This is a genomic window from Sanguibacter sp. 25GB23B1, from assembly GCF_040012415.1.
GTDB lineage: Bacteria > Actinomycetota > Actinomycetes > Actinomycetales > Cellulomonadaceae > Sanguibacter.
In genome coordinates this window covers 1-16,300 of record NZ_JBDYKL010000030.1, presented here as the reverse complement: position 1 = coordinate 16,300, position 16,300 = coordinate 1, and the positions used below count along the sequence as shown (strand labels likewise).

The following is a 16,300-nucleotide window of genomic DNA, read 5'->3' as shown; positions in this document are numbered from 1 at the left end:
CCATGTCACCGAGCGACGACGCTCACCGACCGCTCGTCCCCTACCTCGCTGTCGCCGGCGGGGTCGCCGCGCTCGACTTCTACGCCCGGGCCTTCGGCGCGGTCGAGACGTCCCGGATCATGGCGGACGACGGCCGCGTCGCGCACTCCGAGCTGACGATCGGCAGCGCACAGCTCTACCTCTCGGACGAGTGGCCCGAGCTCGAGGTCGCGAGCCCCACGACGCTCGGCGGATACTCCGTGTCCCTCGTCCTCGAGGTCGACGACGCGGACGGCTTCGTCACGCGGCTCGCGATGTCAGGGGCGCGCGTCGAGCGGGCCGTCGGTCCCGGACCCGAGCCCGGCACCCGGGCTGGGTGGGTCGTCGACCCCTTCGGGCACCGGTGGCACGTGTGGAGCACGATCGCGTGAGCCGCAGGCCACTGGAGAGCGTGTGCCGAGCGAGCGGGCGCGTGCGGGTCTCGAGCGTCGCACGGGATCAGCGCGGGGTGAGGACGACGACGGCAGCCTCGTAGCCGACACCGACGTCGAGGTCGGAGATCCACAGCGAGGGGACGGCTCGGCCTTCCCAGCTGAGGAGCTCGGGCGTCTCGTCCGGGGCGCTCATCTCGAGCCGCGGCGGTTCGATCGTCAGCCCTTCGCCCGTCGCCTTGAGGATCGCCTCCTTGCGGACCCACCAGCGCGTCAGAGCGCCGGCGCGGTGCGGGAACTCGTAGAGGACGTCACGCTCGGCGGGCGTGAGGAGCACGTCCTCGATCCCTCCGACTGCGTCCGCCTCCTCGATCACCTCGTGCGACTCGACGTCGACCCCCACCGGGCCGGACTCGGTGACGGCGCAGACGACGCGGTCGCCCGCGGTCGCGATGTTGAAGTGCACGCGGATGGGTGGGTACACGAGCTCGGGCTTGCCGTAGCGACCGGCGTTGCCGAAGCGCAGCTCCTTGGGGTCCCAGCCGATCTGCTGGCCGACGAGGATCCGGAGCATGGCGTGCGCAGAGACGAACCGTCGCTGGGTATGGTCGTTGCGGATCGCGGCGGCCCGACGCTGTTCGCTGTCGTCGAGGAGCTGAGCTGCGGCGTAGAGATCGGGGCCGTCGAGAGCGACTCCCCAGGACACGTTCACATCGGTGTCGGTCAGCACCCCTACTACCTTTCGCTCGTCCGTGCAAGAGAACAGGAGCTCACCTCGTGGGAGCCCGCAGCCCCCTGCTCAGGTCGTCCGTTCTGAGAAATCCGCTTCGCACTGGCGCTTCGCGAGCCCCTGCCGCCGTTGTGGTGCTTGTTCTGCTGGTTGCATGTTCACCCATTTCTTCACCCCCTGTCCAGTCCCACTTTCCAACATCTGAGACAGATGGGCAATTGTCTACCGATAATGCCGGTGAAAGTGCTAGTCGTCCGGATTCTCCCTCGGAGGCGGTCGTGGTCCAGCTGCTCGGCGAGGACCTCACGGTCGCCCAGACACCGAGCACCACGCTCGACCCGGACGGCGATGGCGGCACGCACGTGCGGACGACCGTCGCGGAGCCCGGGGCCGTCCGGTACACGTTCGACGCACCGGACGAGAGCGTCGTGACCGTCGCCCGGGACGACTCGGTCGCGGTCGTCGGCGCCGACGGCACGCTCCTGGCAGGCTTCGCTGAGCCCGTCGTCACCGACGCCACCGGGGAGGAGGTCCGAGCACGGTGGACCCCGGTCGAGGACGGGCCGGACCGCATCGCCCTCGACCTCGCGCCGGACGACGCCGAGCGCAGGGGTGCCGACAGCACCACCGCGTACCCGCTGACGATCGAGGTCCACCTGGGGCGGGACGTGGTGTCCGGCGTGGAGTGGGGGGTGCGTGAGGGCGGGACGTCGCTCGCGGTCACCCCGACGGCGTGGGGGCGCGCGTCGGGCACGACGGGCCGGAGCTACGGCTGGGCCGACGTCGTCCGCCTGGAGCCCTCGGCGGACACGACCGTGATGCGGAACCAGTTCCTGTGCCACGTCGACGGCGCACGTCAGAAGGACACGTGGAACCTCGAGCCGTGGCGCCCCGACATCTCGTTCATCGGCTATCTGCTCGCGCGGTGCAACCCGACCTAGGCGCACGTGGGCACCCACGGCCGGTTCGCCGGCGATCGACCCTTGACAAGATTTATTGTCAAGGGCATCGTGGAGTCATGAGAGACGTCGAGGTCATCGAGAGCGCAGAGGCAGCCGCCGCCGCGCTGGATCCGGTCCGAGCACGGCTGCTCGGCGAGCTGGCCGTCCCGGCCTCCGCCGCCGGGCTCGCTGCCCGGGTCGGCATCGCTCGCCAGAAGATCGGCTACCACCTCAAGGCGCTCGAGGCGCACGGCCTGGTGGAGCTGTCCGAGGAACGTCTGCACGGCGGGATCACCGAGCGGGTGCTCCAGGCGTCGGCGGCGTCGTACGTCGTGTCGCCGGCGGCAGTCAGCGTGTCCGCAGCCGACCCGGACGCCAACGCCGACCACCTCTCGGCGGGCTACCTCGTCGCACTGGCCGGCCGGCTGGTGCGCGAGGTCGGAGCACTCGCGCGGCGGGCCGGCTCGTCCGGCAAGCGGCTGCCGACCCTGACCATCGACACACAGATCGGCTTCCGGTCGGCCGCCGACCGGGCAGCCTTCGCAGACGACCTGACCGCCGCGGTGCTCGACCTGGCCGCGCGCTACCACCACGACGACGGGCGCCCGTACAGGCTCCTCGTCGCCGCCCACCCACGTCCTGAGGAGAGAACATGAGCACCACGACGACCGTCCCGTACCGCCTCGAGTTCAGCGTCGAGGTCCCGGGGACCCCGGAACAGGTCTGGCAGGCCATCGCCACCGCCAAGGGCATGAGCGCCTGGTTCCTGCCGACCGAGATGGAGGAGCACGAGGGCGGCGCCCTGCACTTCTCCATGGGCCCCGAGATGGGCTCGGACGGCCGGGTCACCGGCTGGGACCCGCCGCGCCGCATCGTCTACGAGGAGGACTGGGCCGCCCTCATGGGCAAGGACCCGGACGCGCTGAGCCCGCTGACGTCGGAGTTCCTCGTCGAGGCGCAGTCCGGCGGCACGTGCGTCGTGCGCGTCACGAGCAGCGGCTTCGGGACCGGCGCTGCCTGGGAGTCGGAGTGGTTCGACGACATGGGGGTCTCCTGGATGCCGTTCTTCGACAACCTGCGCCTCTACCTGTCGCACTTCCCCGGCCAGGAGGCCACCCAGCTCGAGGTCACCGCCTCCCACCCGGGCGACGCGGAGACGCTGTGGTCAGCCCTGCACGACGCGCTGGGGCTGGGCGACGAGGGCACCACCGTCGACGTGCGCGGCACCACCGGCACGGTCGAACGGGTCGGCGAGCGGCAGGTGCTGGTCCGGCTCACCGCACCGGTGCCCGGGATGCTCAGCATCTTCACCTACGCCATGGGCGACGACTCGGCGACGGCAGGCGTGCGGGGCTACCTGTTCTCTGCCGACGCGGCGGACTACGTCCGGCGCGAGGAGCCGGCCTGGGAGACCTGGCTGCAGGAGCTCAGCCCAGCAGCGCTCCGCACGGCGCCCCAGGCCTCCTGACGATCACTCCGCCCGGGGCGGGACGGGACCGGTCGTCGGGTCGGTCGTCGCCTCCCCCGGGCGCTCGGCCGGGGGCTCTGCCGGGGGCTCGGGCGTGCGGCCGGTGAGCGCGATGGCGACCGAGACGAGCACGAGCCCGACGATCTCGAGACCGTGCGGCACCTGCCGGAGCATGACCGCCCCGACGAGGAGCGCGGACGCCGGCCAGATGGCCAGGAGGATCGAGAACTGCGCCGGTCGCAGCCGGCGCAGGACCACCTGGTCGATCCCGTAGGGGACCACCGAGGACGCGACGGCAATCCCCACGAGCGCTGCGAGGTAGCCCCAGTCGGTGAAGAGCGGCGCGGAGGACGGGCCGAAGAACGGCGCGAAGACCACGGCGCCCGCTGCCATGCCGACCGCGAGCGGCCCGAGGCCGGTGCTCTGGCGGGAGACCCTGCGGCCGAGCAGGATGTACCCGGCCCAGCACGCCGCAGCGGCGAGGACGAGCACGATCCCGAGGACAGCGCCGTCGTCGCCGGAGGTGAGCGTGATCCCGGCGAGGAGCACCACCCCGACGAGCGCGAGCGCGATGGCGACCCGCTCGCGCACGCCACGTCCCGTGAGCGCCCCCACGAGGACGGGCCCGACGAACTCGATCGCCACGGCGTTGCCGAGCGGCAGGTAGTCGAGGGACGCATAGAACGTGCAGTTCATCGCCGCGAGGACAACTCCGAAGAGGAGGGCGGCACGCAGCGTGGGCCCGTCCCAGCGGACCCGCCACGGTCGCCCCCACGCGATGAGGATGACGGCCGCGACGGCGATACGGGACCACGCCACCGCCGTGGCGGGCACCACCGTGAAGAGCCCGACAGCGAGCCCCGCGCCGACGTACTGGGTCACCCCGGAGAAGAGGAACAGGAGCGGGGCGGGGACGCGGTGCACCCGATCACTCTACGAGTGCGCGGGCGACGCCCGGTGCGGGCCTCAGGCCAGGTACGGGCTCAGGCCGGAGCCGGCCGCAGGCTCTTCTCGCTCACCGGAGCGAGCCCGCTCTCCCGCAGCGCCCGGTAGTGCGCGCGCGCCTCGTCCTGCCGTTCCTTCTCGACGCCGGTCGCGATGGTCGCCCGCACGTGCTCCGGACCGTACCCGAACGCGTCGACCAGGTCCTGGGCGTGCGGGCGCAGGTCCGCGAGGAACGCGGCGACAGTCTTCCGCAGCGCCTGCGCGAGGGGCACGCTCAGCCGCTCGTGGAGGACGTACCAGGCGAGGTCCTTCTCGATGACCTCGAGGCCGAAGAGGTCCCGGACGCGTGTGAGCACCTGCCGCGTCCCGGGGTCCTCGACCGTCGCGAGCGCAGCGGTGAAGGCCTCCCACTGGAGAAGGTCCGCGTAGGCACGAGCAGCCTCGACGACCGCGGGCTGGTGGTCGTTGAAGAGGGCTGCGGCCTCAGCGCGCGAGAGCCGCCCCGTCACGTCGTGCGGTGTGGGGTGGAGCGCGTCGGCGAGCTCCGCGATCATCGTCTCGACACGGTCGGAGAGGAGCGCACGCTGCGTGGCGTCGGCAGCAAGGTCGCCCCCGGCGTCGCGCGCGGCACCGGCAGCGAGCGCTCGCCGAGCCACCTCCGCGTCCGGCTCTGCGTAGAGGGCGCTGTCGGCCGCTCGCTCGACGACGATGCGGGCGGCGCTCACGCCGTCTGCCCCGAAGGTCCCGGCGGCGTGGCTCGCGAGGAGCCGCTTGCCGACGAGCTGCAGGAGGACCGTGTTGTCCCCCTCGAACGTGACGAAGACATCCATGTCTGCACGGAGGGAGACGATGCGGTTCTCGGCGAGGAACCCCGCGCCCCCGCACGCCTCACGCGCGGTCTGGAGCGTCTCGAGCGCTCGCCAGGTCGCGACGGGCTTGAGCGCCGCGGAGGTGGTCTCGAGGTCGCTGCGTGACTCCTCGGTGTCGACCCGGCCGGAGAAGACCGTGTCGAGGAGGTCGAGCAGCCGCTCGTGCGCGTAGTGCCCCGCATAGGCGCGTGCGAGGAGCGGGAGGAGGCGCCGCTGGTGCTCGCGGTAGTCCAGGAGCACCACCTCTCCCTGCCCGTCGGCGTCGGCGAACTGGCGGCGCTCGTTGCCGTAGCGGACGGCGGTCGCGAGACCGAGCTTGGCTGCGACCGCTGCGGCGCCGTCGAGCGTCACGCGGCCCTGGACGAGAGCGCCGAGCATCGTGAAGAAGCGGCGCCCAGGGTGGGCGATGGGGGACGTGTATGTGCCGTCGGCAGCGACCTGGCCGTAGCGCCCGAGCAGATCGCGTCGGGGGACGCGGACGTGCGTGAAGTGCAGCCGGCCGTTGTCCACACCCAGCAGGCCGCCCTTGAGGCCGTCGTCCTCGCCGCCGACACCGGGCAGGAACGCTCCCGCGCGGCCGTCCGGCTCGGTCGCACGGATGGGGACGTAGAAGGCGTGCACGCCGTGGTTGACGCCCTGCGTGATGAGCTGGGCGAACACGGTCGCCGCCGTACCGTGTTGACCGGCATTGCCGAGATAGTCCTTCCACGCCGCCTTGAACGGGGTGTGGATGACGAACTCCTCCGTCTCCGCGTCGTACGTCGCCGTCGTCCCGATCGCCGCCACGTCCGACCCGTGCCCGATCTCCGTCATCGCGAACGCACCCGGCACCGACACGTCCATCGCGGACGGCAGCCAGCGTTCCTGCTGCTCGGGGGTCCCGAGATGGTAGATCGTCGCGGCGAACAGGCCCCACTGGACGCCGGCCTTGACCTTGAGCGAGGGGTCGGCCGCGATGAGCTCTTCGAAGACCACCGAACCTCCTCCGGCGTCCGCCTGACCGCCGAAGCTCTCGGGGAAGGCTCGCAGGACGTTCCCGTCGGCGGCGAGGAGGGAGAGCTGGGAGAGGACGCGCTCGCGGTGCTCGGCCATCGACAGACCATCGGTGCGTGCGAACGCGGGGTCGCCGCCGATGCGTCGGCCGGCCGCGCGCTGGACGGCCCACCGGCCGAGGAGATGCTCGCCGAGGCGGGCGACGTCGACGTGTGCCTCACCCGGCCTGGGGACTGCGGGGGACGCAGTCGGGACGTCGTCCGGCGAGCTGTCGGCGGCAGGGGTGCGGTCCGAGAGAGTCGTCATGCGAGACAACATACCGCGCATCCGGTTTGTTGGGGAGGTCCAGGTCGGACCGGTCGCATCTCGGACATCGCTCCGCTCCGACGACGACCGCAGCACGCACGGACGGGCGACCGCTCCGGAGAGCGGCCACCCGTCCGTGGACCCGTCCTGCTGCCGCGCCGCGGCGGCCGCGCGTCAGCCCTTCGTACCCGCCTTGGCCTTGAGGCTCTTCTCGCTCACGGGCTCGTCACCGCTCGCACGCAGCGCCCGGTAGTACTCCCGCGCCTCGTCCTGACGCTCCTTCTCGACCCCGGTCACGACGGTCGCCCGCACGTGCTCCGGACCGTAGCCGAACGCGTCGACGAGGTCCTGGGCGTGCGGCCGCAGGCGAGCGAGCAGCCGGTCGATGTACGACGTCACGGTCCGGGCGCGCTGGCCCGAGAGCCGCCCGTTGATGAGGTACCAGGCCAGGTTCTTCTCGATGGCGACGAGGCCGAAGAGGTCACGGACCCACGTGAGGACCTGGCGCGTGCCGGCGTCCTCGATACCCTCGAGCGCCTTGGTGAACGCCTCCCACTGGACGAGGTCGGCGTGCGCGCGGGCCGCCTCGATGAGCTCGTGCTGGTGGTTGTTGAAGAGCTCGGCCGCATTGGCGCGCGTGAGCTTGGACGCGGGCCGCAGAGCGGTCGCGAGCTCGGCGACCATACCCTCGACGCGGTCCGTGAGGAGCTCGCGCTGGGTGGCCTCCTCGCGGAGGTGACCCGCTGAGCGCCGGACGGAGCCCGAGTCGAGGATGTTCTGCGCGATGCGGCTGATCGGCGTCTTGTAGAGGACGCTGTCCGCCGCGCGCTCGACGACGAAGCGCGCCATGCCGACGCCGTCGATCCCCTTGAGGTTCGCCGCATAGTCGGCGAGGAGCCGCTTGCCGACGAGCTGGAGCAAGACCGTGTTGTCGCCCTCGAACGTCACGTAGACGTCCATGTCCGCACGGAGGGACACGAGCCGGTTCTCGGTCATGAATCCCGCACCACCGCAGGCCTCGCGGGCGGTCTGGAGCACGTTCAGCGCACGCCACGTCGACGTCGGCTTGAGCGTCGCCGCCATGGTCTCGAGGTCCTCGCGAGACTCGGGGGTGTCCATCTCTCCGGAGAACACGGCGCTGAAGAGGTCGAGCAGGCGCTCGTGCGCGAAGTGCCCGGCGTACGTCTCGGCGAGGAGCGGAAGGAGCCGGCGCTGGTGCTCGCGGTAGTCGAGGAGCACCATCTCCTCGGTGTCCGAGACGCCGGCGAACTGACGGCGCTGGTTCCCGTACGTGACGGCCGTGACGAGACCGGCCTTCGACGTGACCCCCGCAGCCCCGTCGAGCGACACGCGGCCCTGGACGAGCGAGCCGAGCATCGTGAAGAAGCGGCGCCCGGGGCTGTCGATCGGCGACGTGTAGGTGCCGTCGGCGGCGACCTGGCCGTAGCGGGCGAGGAGGTGGGCGCGCGGGACGCGCACGTGCGTGAAGTGCAGGCGTCCGTTGTCCACACCCTGGAGGCCGCCCTTGAGGCCGTCGTCCTCGCCACCGACACCCGGCATGAAGTCACCCGCCGTGCCGTCGGCGTTCGTCTCGCGGATCGTCACGTAGAAGGCGTGCACGCCGTGGTTGACGCCCTGCGTGATGAGCTGGGCGAACACGGTCGCCGCCGTACCGTGCTGACCGGCATTGCCGAGATAGTCCTTCCACGCCGCCTTGAACGGGGTGTGGATGACGAACTCCTCCGTCTCCGCGTCGTACGTCGCCGTCGTCCCGATCGCCGCCACGTCCGACCCGTGCCCGATCTCCGTCATCGCGAACGCACCCGGCACCGACACGTCCATCGCACCGGGGAGGAGCTCGTCGTGCTGCTCGGGGGTACCGAGGTGGAGGATCGCGGCACCGAAGAGTCCCCACTGCACGCCTGCCTTGATCTGCAGGGAGGGGTCGGCGAGGACCAGGTCCTCCGCACCAGCGAGGTTGCCGCCCGCGTCGTCGCTGCCCCCGAGGTGGACGGGGAACGCGCGGAGCGCCTCGGCGCCGGTCGAGAGGAGCTTGAGCTGCTCGAGGACGCGGGCGCGGTGGTCGGCCATCGAGAGGCCTTCCTCCTTGGCGAACCGGGGGTCGGCAGCCACCGCGCGGGTGTTGCGGCGGATCTCGGCCCAGCGGCCGAGCAGCGCAGTCTCGAGGTAGGCGACGTCGACGTGGTGGTCGGCGCGGTCCGGGCTGAGGCCCGTGCGGGCACCGGGGGCTTCAGTGGTGGCGGGGCGGTCCGAGACGGTGGTCATGCTGACTCCTTTGTACTGGCAAACACACTGGTCGGGGAGGTAGGCAGGTGGATCAGGTCTGGTCGCGGGCGAGGACCCCGACCGGTCCGCCCCAGAGCCAGGCGGTGACGCGGTCGGTGAGCTCTTCGCGGGTCGGGGCGCCCTCGTCGTCGCGGTTCTGCAGCCACCACTCGCCGGATCCGCGGACGAACCCGACGGCCCCGGCACCCCAGGCGGCGGCGTCGACGGCGTCGGCATCCATCTCCTGGGCGAAGGGGACGGCGACGATCTCGTTCATCGACTCGAGGAACGGCAGGCCGGGGGCCGTGCGGGTGACGAAGTAGTAGACGTTCGGGGAGTGCTCGATCATCTCGAGGTAGACGGCGACCATGGAGCGCAGCGCGTCGCGCGGTGTGGTCGCGAGCTGGGCGGCCTCGCTGAGCGCGATGCTCATCTGCTCGACGACGGCCTCGCCGACGGCGAGCTGGAGGCCCGGCTTGTCGACGAAGTAGCGGTAGACGATGGACTTCGACGTCTTGGCGAACGTCGCGATCTCGTCCATGGAGATCTCGGGTCCCATCTGGTGCACGGCCTTGCGGGCGGCGCGCACGAGCGCGATGCGTCGGGCCGTGCGGTGGTCGTCCCAGCGCGTGGAACGACCGTCGGTCGCGTGGGCATGCTGCGGCTGGGGCGTCTCGTCCGACCTCGCTGTCGAACCTGCTGTGACTGGGCTCACGAAACTGACAGTATCAGGTACTGTGGGTTCTGGACATAGCCGTCCGCGACGATGCTCCGTCAGCGACGGCCCGCACAGCACGCGAGGAGACACCGTGGCACAGCCATCCAGCCCCACCCCGCAGCACGCACCCAGCAGCCTGCCGACCGACGCCGTGATCGTCGGTGGGAACCGTATCCCCTTCGCCCGCGCGGGCGGGAAGTACGCGAGCGTCAGCAACCAGGACATGTTCACCGCTGCGCTCGAGGGGCTCGTCGCGCGGTTCGGGCTCCAGGGCGAGCGGATCGGCGAGGTGGTCGGCGGGTCGGTCCTCAAGCACTCCCGCGACTTCAACCTCGTGCGCGAGTGCGTCCTCGGCTCCTCCCTCTCCCCGCAGACGCCGGCGTACGACCTCCAGCAGGCGTGCGCGACCGGCCTCGAGGCCGTCATCGGCGTGAGCAACAAGATCCGCCTCGGCCAGATCGAGTCCGCGATCGCCGGCGGGACCGACACCATCTCCGACGCGCCCATCGCCGTGAGCGAGGGCCTGCGGCGCGCACTCCTCACCGCGTCGCACGCCAAGACGCTCGGTGCACGCATCAAGGCGTTCGCCACCGTCCGCCCCGCCGACCTCTCCCCCTCGGCGCCGAGCACCAACGAGCCGCGCACCGGTCTGTCGATGGGCGAGCACCAGGCCATCACCACGGCGAGGTGGGGCGTGACGCGCGAGGCGCAGGACGAGATCGCGTTCCGCAGCCACCACGGCCTCGCCGCGGCGTACGACGCCGGCTTCTTCGACGACCTCGTCACCCCGTTCAAGGGACTCACCCGCGACCAGAACCTCCGCGCCGACACGTCGCTCGAGAAGCTCGGGACGCTCAAGCCGGCCTTCGGGACGTCCCTCGGCACGGACGCGACGATGACGGCGGGCAACTCGACGCCGCTCACCGACGGCGCGTCCGTCGTGCTGCTCGGGTCACGCGCGTGGGCCGAGGCCCGCGACCTCCCCGTCCTCGCACGGGTGGTCGACGGCGAGACCGCAGCAGTGGACTTCGTGCACGGGCACGAGGGGCTGCTCATGGCTCCCGCCCACGCGGCACCCCGCCTGCTCGCCCGCAACGGGCTGACCTTCGACGACTTCGACTTCTTCGAGATCCACGAGGCGTTCGCGTCGACCGTCCTCACCACCCTCGCCGCGTGGGAGGACGAGGAGTACTGCCGCACGGAGCTCGGCCTCGACGGGGCGTTCGGGTCGATCGACCGGACGAGGCTCAACGTCAACGGGTCCTCGCTCGCCGCAGGTCACCCGTTCGCCGCGACCGGCGGGCGCATCGTCGCGACGGCCGCGAAGCTCGTCGCCGCGAGGGCGGCCGAGACCGGCCGCGTCTCGCGCGCGCTCATCTCCGTCTGCGCCGCCGGAGGCCTCGGCGTCGCAGCGATCATCGAGTCCGCCGCGGCGGGCACTGACAGCACGGAAGAGGCAGCCCAGTGAGCGACAAGTACATCTCCCTCGTCAACGGCGGGGTCACCGGCAACCTGGCGAAGAAGCTCGGGCTCCCCCGCCCGTCCGTCCTGCGGCGTCACACCGACGGCGCCCCGCTCGTCCCCGGACCGGTCCTCGTGCTCGGCGGTACGGTCGGCTCCGGCAAGGACGCCGACGCGGTCGCGCAGCTCCTCGTCGGCGGCGAGCTCGGCGACGCGCTCGACGTGCGCCGCTCGGCCGACGGCGCGACCGGCGTGCGCTGGGGCGGCGTCGTCGTCGTGCTCAGCGAGGCCACGCACCCGGACGACCTGTCCGGACCCGTGCGCGAGCTCGGGAGCGTGCTGCGCTCGCTCGCTCCGGGCGCCCGCGTCGTGACGCTCTCCCGGGCGTCGCTCGCCGAGGACGCACCGGCGGTCGCCGCCGTGCGCCAGGGCATCGACGGGATCGTCCGGTCCGTCGCCAAGGAGCTCCGCGGAGGTGCGACCGGCAACGGGATCGTGCTCGCAGGCGCGACGTCCGAGGAGGTCTCCGTGACCGCGCCGTCGGTCGTCGGGGCGCTGCAGTTCCTCCTGTCCGCGAAGTCGGCGTTCGTCGACGGTCAGTTCCTCACGGTCTCGTCCGGCGGGGGCTCGGCTCCTGCGAGCTGGGACCGGCCGCTCGAGGGGCGCGTCGCCGTCGTCACGGGCGCCGCCCGCGGCATCGGCGCAGCCATCGCGAAGACTCTCGCGCGCGACGGCGCCAAGGTCGTCGTCGTCGACGTCCCCGCAGCCGGCGAGTCGCTCGCGACCGTCGCCAACACGATCCGTGGCACCGCGCTCCAGCTCGACATCACCGCCCCCGACGCGGGCGCGAAGATCATCGACCACGCCGTCTCGCGTCACGGCGGCATCGACATCGTCGTGCACAACGCCGGGATCACGCGGGACAAGCTGCTCGCCAACATGAAGCCCGAGACGTGGGACTCGGTCATCGCGGTGAACATCGCGGCGCAGCTGCGCATCAACGAGACGCTCCTCGCCTCACCGGCGTTCGTCGACCAGCCACGCATCGTGTCGCTCGCCTCGACGAGCGGCATCGCCGGCAACCGCGGCCAGACGAACTACGCCGCGTCCAAGGGCGGGGTCATCGGCATGGTCCGAGCGACAGGGCCGCTCATGGCGGCGACCGGCGGCGTCGCGAACGCCGTCGCACCCGGCTTCATCGAGACCGAGATGACCGCGAGGATCCCTTTCGCGACGCGCGAGGTGGCTCGCCGGCTCAACTCCCTCCAGCAGGCCGGCCTGCCGGTCGACGTCGCCGAGGCCGTCGCGTTCCTCGCCTCCCCGGCCGCCGGCGGGATCAACGGGACCGTGCTGCGCGTCTGCGGCCAGAACCTCGTGGGGGCCTGAACCGTGACGGACACGAGCGCCTCCCACCAGCACGGCGACCGGCCCGCGCACGTCAAGACGCTCCCCGAGGTCCCCGGCCTCGGTGGGCTCTACGCGCGCGCGGTCGCGCCGCGCCCGGCGCGACTCCTCGCGAAGGTTCCCGGGCTGGGCGGGCGCCCGGCTCCCGGAACGGGCGAGGGCTCCGCATCCGGCACGAGCATCGTCCTGCCCGACGTGACCTACCGCGTGGCCGACGTCGTCGCCGACCCGGACCACCTGCTCGCCTACCAGCGGCTCCTCGGCGAGCCCGCAGACGACCAGCTGCCCGCAGGCTTCGTGCACGTCCTCGCGTTCCCCGTCGCGATGGCGCTCATGGTGCGCGCCGACTTCCCGCTGCCCGTCGCCGGGATGGTGCACCTCGCCAACGCCGTGCGCGTCGAGCGCCCGATCCTCGCCGAGGAGCACCTCGAGGTCCAGGCGTGGGCCGAGAACGTGCAGCCGCACCGCAAGGGCACACAGGTGGACCTCGTCACCGAGGTCTCCGCACTCTCCGGGGCCGGCGACGCGCGCGAGGTCGTGTGGCGCGGTGTGTCGACGTACCTCGCGAAGGGGGCCGGGAACGTTCCGGTCGTCGAGCCTGGGGCTGCGAGCGCTGCCGGCGGGGATGGCGGCCGGGAGGGCGAGGGCCCGACGGCCGAGCGCTTCCCGACAGGACAGTGGCAGCTCGACGCGAGCACAGGTCGACGCTACGCGGCGGTCTCCGGTGACCGGAACCCCATCCACCTCTCGGCCCTCACGGCCAAGGCGTTCGGCTTCCCGAAGGCGATCGCGCACGGCATGTACACGGCGGCGCGGGCGCTCGCGGAGAGCGGCGCAGGGCGCAGCGGGGCGTTCGAGTGGACGGTCGAGTTCGCCAAGCCGGTGCTGCTGCCGGGGAAGGTCGCGGTGGCGATCACGCGGGACGCGGGGGGACCCGGCGGATACGAGTACGTCGCCTGGAACCACCGCAGCGGCAAGGAACACTTCACAGGGACGGTCACGCCGGGCTGAGATCGCGGATGCTCGCATCGGCCAGGCCGCTCGGGCGCATGTGAGCTGGCGCGGTGGGCCACGATCCTGCCGGTCGCCGCATCAGCACCTGCTGTGGAGCCACTCGCTCTCCGACGTCGCCAGATCACCGGCGACGCTCGCGCCGGGGCCCTCGATGCTCGGAGCGAGCTTTCCGTCGTAGGTGTTCCCGAGCCGGTCCTGGAACATGCCGGTCGTCACGGTGAGCCCGGCGCCGTCGGACAGCTCCGTGTACGTGTTGCCGCTCGTGAACCCACGGGTCCAGGAGCCGAAGGTCCGTGCCGTCGGCTCTCCGTAGAACGCGACGACGACCGCCTCGCCGGCGCTCGCCGTCATGGTGCTGTGACGGACCGCGACCGACGGGGTGTGGATCGTGACCGGACTCCCGGTTCCGCCCGCGAGCACGTCCCCGTCGGACAGGACCGTGCTGCCATCGACCACGAGCTCGCGCACGGTGCCGTCCGGCTCCTCCAGACCCAGCACCACGCCGTCTGAGAGCAACGGCGACGCTGCCGCGATCATCGCGTGGGCGTTCCCGCCGACGTTGAGGGAGACATCGACGACCCACCCGCACACGTCCGCGTCGGCCAAGGGCCGGATCGCGTCCAGGCTCGCGTCGACGTACTCCTCCACCATCGCCGGGTCGTCGATCGGGAACGACGGAAGGGTGAGGACGGCGACATCGCCGTCTCGCTCCACGCTCGGCAGCTCAGGACCGTCAGCACCCAGAGCGTCCGCTTCCCACGAACGCACCTCGTCGGGTGTGCGGAACGTGCTGTGCGGCCCACCCGCGACGGTCGCCAGATCGTCGAGCAGCACATGGACGTCGTCGAGCGGGGTCTCGGCCGTCACGCGCGCGACCGCGTCCGCTCTCGCGGCCGCCCAGTCGTCCGAACCTGCACGGATGCCGTCGTCCAGGAGCCCGAGCGCCTCGGCGAGATACACCGGCGCCGTGACCACGGTGGAGCCGGTTGGCGTGCTCACCGGCGTCGGGGCATCCGGCGCGCAGGCAGTGAGGACGGGAGCGGCCGCACAGAGGACGACGGCCAGTGCGCGTGTGGCGGTGACCTGCCAACCCATAGCTCCCCCTCCGCGCCGCGACCTGTCTGACGAGACTCTCACGTCGCCCCCTCAGGATCAGACCTGGGTACGCTCGCGCCATGACTGCACCACGTCGGATCCGGTGGGGCTGGCTCGCCGTCGCGCTCGTCGCCGCCGCGGTGACGCTGTTCCTCCTGCTCGGCGTGCGGGTCGGGACGTGCGTCGACTCCGTCGCCGGCTACAGCGAGTGCACGTCGGGCCCGGTCGGCGGGATGCCGGGCGCGGTGGGGACGGCCGGCATCGGGCTCGGCGTCGTCGGCCTCAGCGCACGACGGGCGTTCCGGCGCTGACGTCGGCGGTCGCGGGAGCCGGTCTCCCGTCCGAGCGTGCCGGTGGCCCGTCCGAGCCGCGGACCGCGCGTGCCGCCGCCACCGCTGCCGCTCGCCCGGACCGCGTCGCGCCGATCGTCGACGCCCCAGCGCCGTAGCCAGCGAGGAAGACACGACCGTCGCGCGGCACGTGCACGCCGTCGGTCGCGATCGCCCCGCCGTGCTCGCGCAGACGCAGCGGCGAGAGATGGTCGACGGCCGGGCGGAAGCCGGTCGCCCAGAGGATCGTGTCGGCGCGCACCTCGGTCTCGCCGTCGGGCGCCTCCGGGTCGGGGAAGGCGACCCCGTGCTCGGTGAGGCGCGTGAACATGCCGCGCGAGACGAGCACACCGTCGTCGATGCCCTGCTGGTACTCCGGCGTCAGCGGGAGACCGGTCGCGCCGACGACGCTCAGCGTGGGCAGCCCGGCAGCGGTCCGCTCGCGGACGCGACGCTCGACGTCGATCCCCCACTCGCGGTCGAAGTCACGCGCGGCGAACACCGGCGGGCGGCGCGTGGCCCACGTCGTCGTCGCGACCTCGGCGAGCGGCAGGAGGAACTGCACCGCGGAAGCGCCGCCGCCGACGACCACGACGTGCTGGCCGCGGAACTCCTCGACCGACCAGAAGTCGTGCGTGTGGAGCTGGCGGCCCCGGAAGCGATCACGGCCCGGAAAGTGCGGCCAGTAGGGACGGGTCCAGGTGCCGGTCGCGCTGATGATCGTCCGGGTGCGCCAGGTCCTCGGCGCCGCGAGCGGGCCTTCGGTCCCGGTGATCACGAGCGGTGCCCCGGGGTCGTCGGTCTCCGACCGGACGGCGCTCACTGTCACCGGCCGGTGCACCGGGAGCCCGAAGGCCTCCTCGTACGTGCCGTAGTAGCGGGCGACCGCCTCGGAGGCGGGCTCGGTCGGGTCCGGCGGACCGATCGGGAGACCCGGCAGGTCGTGGATCCCGTGCGCTGCTCCGAGGGTCAGCGACGGCCAGCGGTGACGCCACGCTCCCCCGGGCCCTTCGTTGGAGTCGAGCACGACGACGTCCCGCTCCGGATCGAGACCGAGCCGCACCAGGTGGTAGGCAGCGGCGAGCCCGGCCTGCCCGGCTCCGATCACCACGACGTCCAGCACTCCGCACCTCGTCCTCTTGCCATCCCGCGATCAGTTGAAGACTCAACTACCACTCCAACTCCCGTCGCCCCCACGCCATTCCCGAGACCGAACCCGAGCCCCTCACTGAGCCACCGCCAAGCCGCCGCCGAGCCGCCGCCGAGGCGTCCCCGACGGGGCGTGCTCTTGTGGACGGGGCGTGCTGTTGAGTGGACGTTCCGTCCACAAG

Annotated in this window: 15 protein-coding genes; 8 read left to right on the top strand and 7 right to left on the bottom strand. The window is 72.1% G+C overall.

What is annotated here, in order from left to right; translation table 11 throughout:
• Positions 1 to 2: 2 nt before the first annotated feature.
• Positions 3 to 410, top strand: a complete 408-nt coding sequence (locus tag ABKW26_RS15230; RefSeq protein WP_348594683.1) for a VOC family protein — start codon at positions 3 to 5, stop codon at positions 408 to 410.
• Positions 411 to 477: 67 nt separating this feature from the next.
• Here the strand turns inward: ABKW26_RS15230 and ABKW26_RS15225 are convergent, their stop codons facing one another.
• Positions 478 to 1,140 (bottom strand): 4'-phosphopantetheinyl transferase superfamily protein, encoded by a 663-nt coding sequence (locus tag ABKW26_RS15225; RefSeq protein WP_348594681.1) that lies wholly within the window; start codon positions 1,138 to 1,140, stop codon positions 478 to 480.
• A gap of 278 nt (positions 1,141 to 1,418) precedes the next feature.
• On the opposite strand from ABKW26_RS15225, the gene ABKW26_RS15220 reads away from it, so the two are divergent.
• The 3 genes from ABKW26_RS15220 (at position 1,419) to ABKW26_RS15210 (ending at position 3,549) form a co-directional block, all read left to right on the top strand.
• Complete coding sequence (locus ABKW26_RS15220) at positions 1,419 to 2,081, top strand: DUF2599 domain-containing protein (protein ID WP_348594680.1); 663 nt, start codon at positions 1,419 to 1,421, stop codon at positions 2,079 to 2,081.
• Positions 2,082 to 2,158: 77 nt separating this feature from the next.
• Positions 2,159 to 2,737 (top strand): helix-turn-helix domain-containing protein, encoded by a 579-nt coding sequence (locus ABKW26_RS15215; RefSeq protein ID WP_348594679.1) that lies wholly within the window; start codon positions 2,159 to 2,161, stop codon positions 2,735 to 2,737.
• Positions 2,734 to 3,549, top strand: coding sequence for an SRPBCC domain-containing protein (locus tag ABKW26_RS15210; RefSeq protein WP_348594677.1), 816 nt, complete (start codon positions 2,734 to 2,736; stop codon positions 3,547 to 3,549). The genes ABKW26_RS15215 and ABKW26_RS15210 overlap by 4 nt, the downstream gene beginning before the upstream one ends.
• Positions 3,550 to 3,552: 3 nt before the next feature.
• On the opposite strand, the gene ABKW26_RS15205 is transcribed toward ABKW26_RS15210, so the two are convergent.
• The 4 genes from ABKW26_RS15205 to ABKW26_RS15190 form a co-directional block, all read right to left on the bottom strand.
• A complete protein-coding gene (locus ABKW26_RS15205; protein WP_348594675.1) occupies positions 3,553 to 4,473 on the bottom strand; it encodes an EamA family transporter in 921 nt (306 codons plus the stop codon).
• Between the two features lie 59 nt (positions 4,474 to 4,532).
• Positions 4,533 to 6,662, bottom strand: a complete 2,130-nt coding sequence (locus ABKW26_RS15200) for an acyl-CoA dehydrogenase (RefSeq protein WP_348594673.1) — start codon at positions 6,660 to 6,662, stop codon at positions 4,533 to 4,535.
• A 174-nt stretch (positions 6,663 to 6,836) separates the two neighbouring features.
• Positions 6,837 to 8,948, bottom strand: a complete 2,112-nt coding sequence (locus ABKW26_RS15195; protein WP_348594671.1) for an acyl-CoA dehydrogenase — start codon at positions 8,946 to 8,948, stop codon at positions 6,837 to 6,839.
• 52 nt (positions 8,949 to 9,000) lie between these two features.
• Positions 9,001 to 9,663 carry a TetR/AcrR family transcriptional regulator gene (locus ABKW26_RS15190; protein ID WP_348594669.1) on the bottom strand — a complete coding sequence of 221 codons (663 nt, stop codon included), beginning with the start codon at positions 9,661 to 9,663 and terminating at the stop codon, positions 9,001 to 9,003.
• A 94-nt stretch (positions 9,664 to 9,757) separates the two neighbouring features.
• Between ABKW26_RS15190 and ABKW26_RS15185 the strand changes: the two genes are divergently transcribed.
• From ABKW26_RS15185 to ABKW26_RS15175, 3 genes are read left to right on the top strand one after another with little or no spacing between them, the layout of a single operon-like run.
• Entirely contained in the window at positions 9,758 to 11,134 is a 1,377-nt protein-coding gene (locus ABKW26_RS15185; RefSeq protein ID WP_348594667.1) for an acetyl-CoA C-acetyltransferase, read from the top strand.
• Positions 11,131 to 12,513: a 3-oxoacyl-ACP reductase gene (locus tag ABKW26_RS15180; protein ID WP_348594665.1), complete on the top strand. Its 1,383-nt coding sequence runs from the start codon at positions 11,131 to 11,133 to the stop codon at positions 12,511 to 12,513. Before ABKW26_RS15185 ends, ABKW26_RS15180 begins: the two co-directional genes overlap by 4 nt.
• A 3-nt stretch (positions 12,514 to 12,516) precedes the next feature.
• Positions 12,517 to 13,542 carry a MaoC/PaaZ C-terminal domain-containing protein gene (locus ABKW26_RS15175; RefSeq protein ID WP_348594662.1) on the top strand — a complete coding sequence of 342 codons (1,026 nt, stop codon included), beginning with the start codon at positions 12,517 to 12,519 and terminating at the stop codon, positions 13,540 to 13,542.
• Between the two features lie 81 nt (positions 13,543 to 13,623).
• Here the strand turns inward: ABKW26_RS15175 and ABKW26_RS15170 are convergent, their stop codons facing one another.
• The gene (locus ABKW26_RS15170) at positions 13,624 to 14,544 is read right to left on the bottom strand and encodes a S41 family peptidase (protein WP_348594660.1); all 921 of its coding nucleotides are present in this window, start codon (positions 14,542 to 14,544) and stop codon (positions 13,624 to 13,626) included.
• Positions 14,545 to 14,720: 176 nt separating this feature from the next.
• Between ABKW26_RS15170 and ABKW26_RS15165 the strand changes: the two genes are divergently transcribed.
• Positions 14,721 to 14,951: a hypothetical protein gene (locus tag ABKW26_RS15165; RefSeq protein WP_348594658.1), complete on the top strand. Its 231-nt coding sequence runs from the start codon at positions 14,721 to 14,723 to the stop codon at positions 14,949 to 14,951.
• Here ABKW26_RS15165 and ABKW26_RS15160 read toward each other — a convergent pair.
• On the bottom strand, positions 14,923 to 16,092 hold the full coding sequence (locus tag ABKW26_RS15160) for an NAD(P)-binding domain-containing protein (protein ID WP_348594656.1): 1,170 nt from the start codon (positions 16,090 to 16,092) through the stop codon (positions 14,923 to 14,925). The two genes, ABKW26_RS15165 and ABKW26_RS15160, sit on opposite strands and share 29 nt — an antisense overlap.
• Positions 16,093 to 16,300 lie beyond the last annotated feature (208 nt).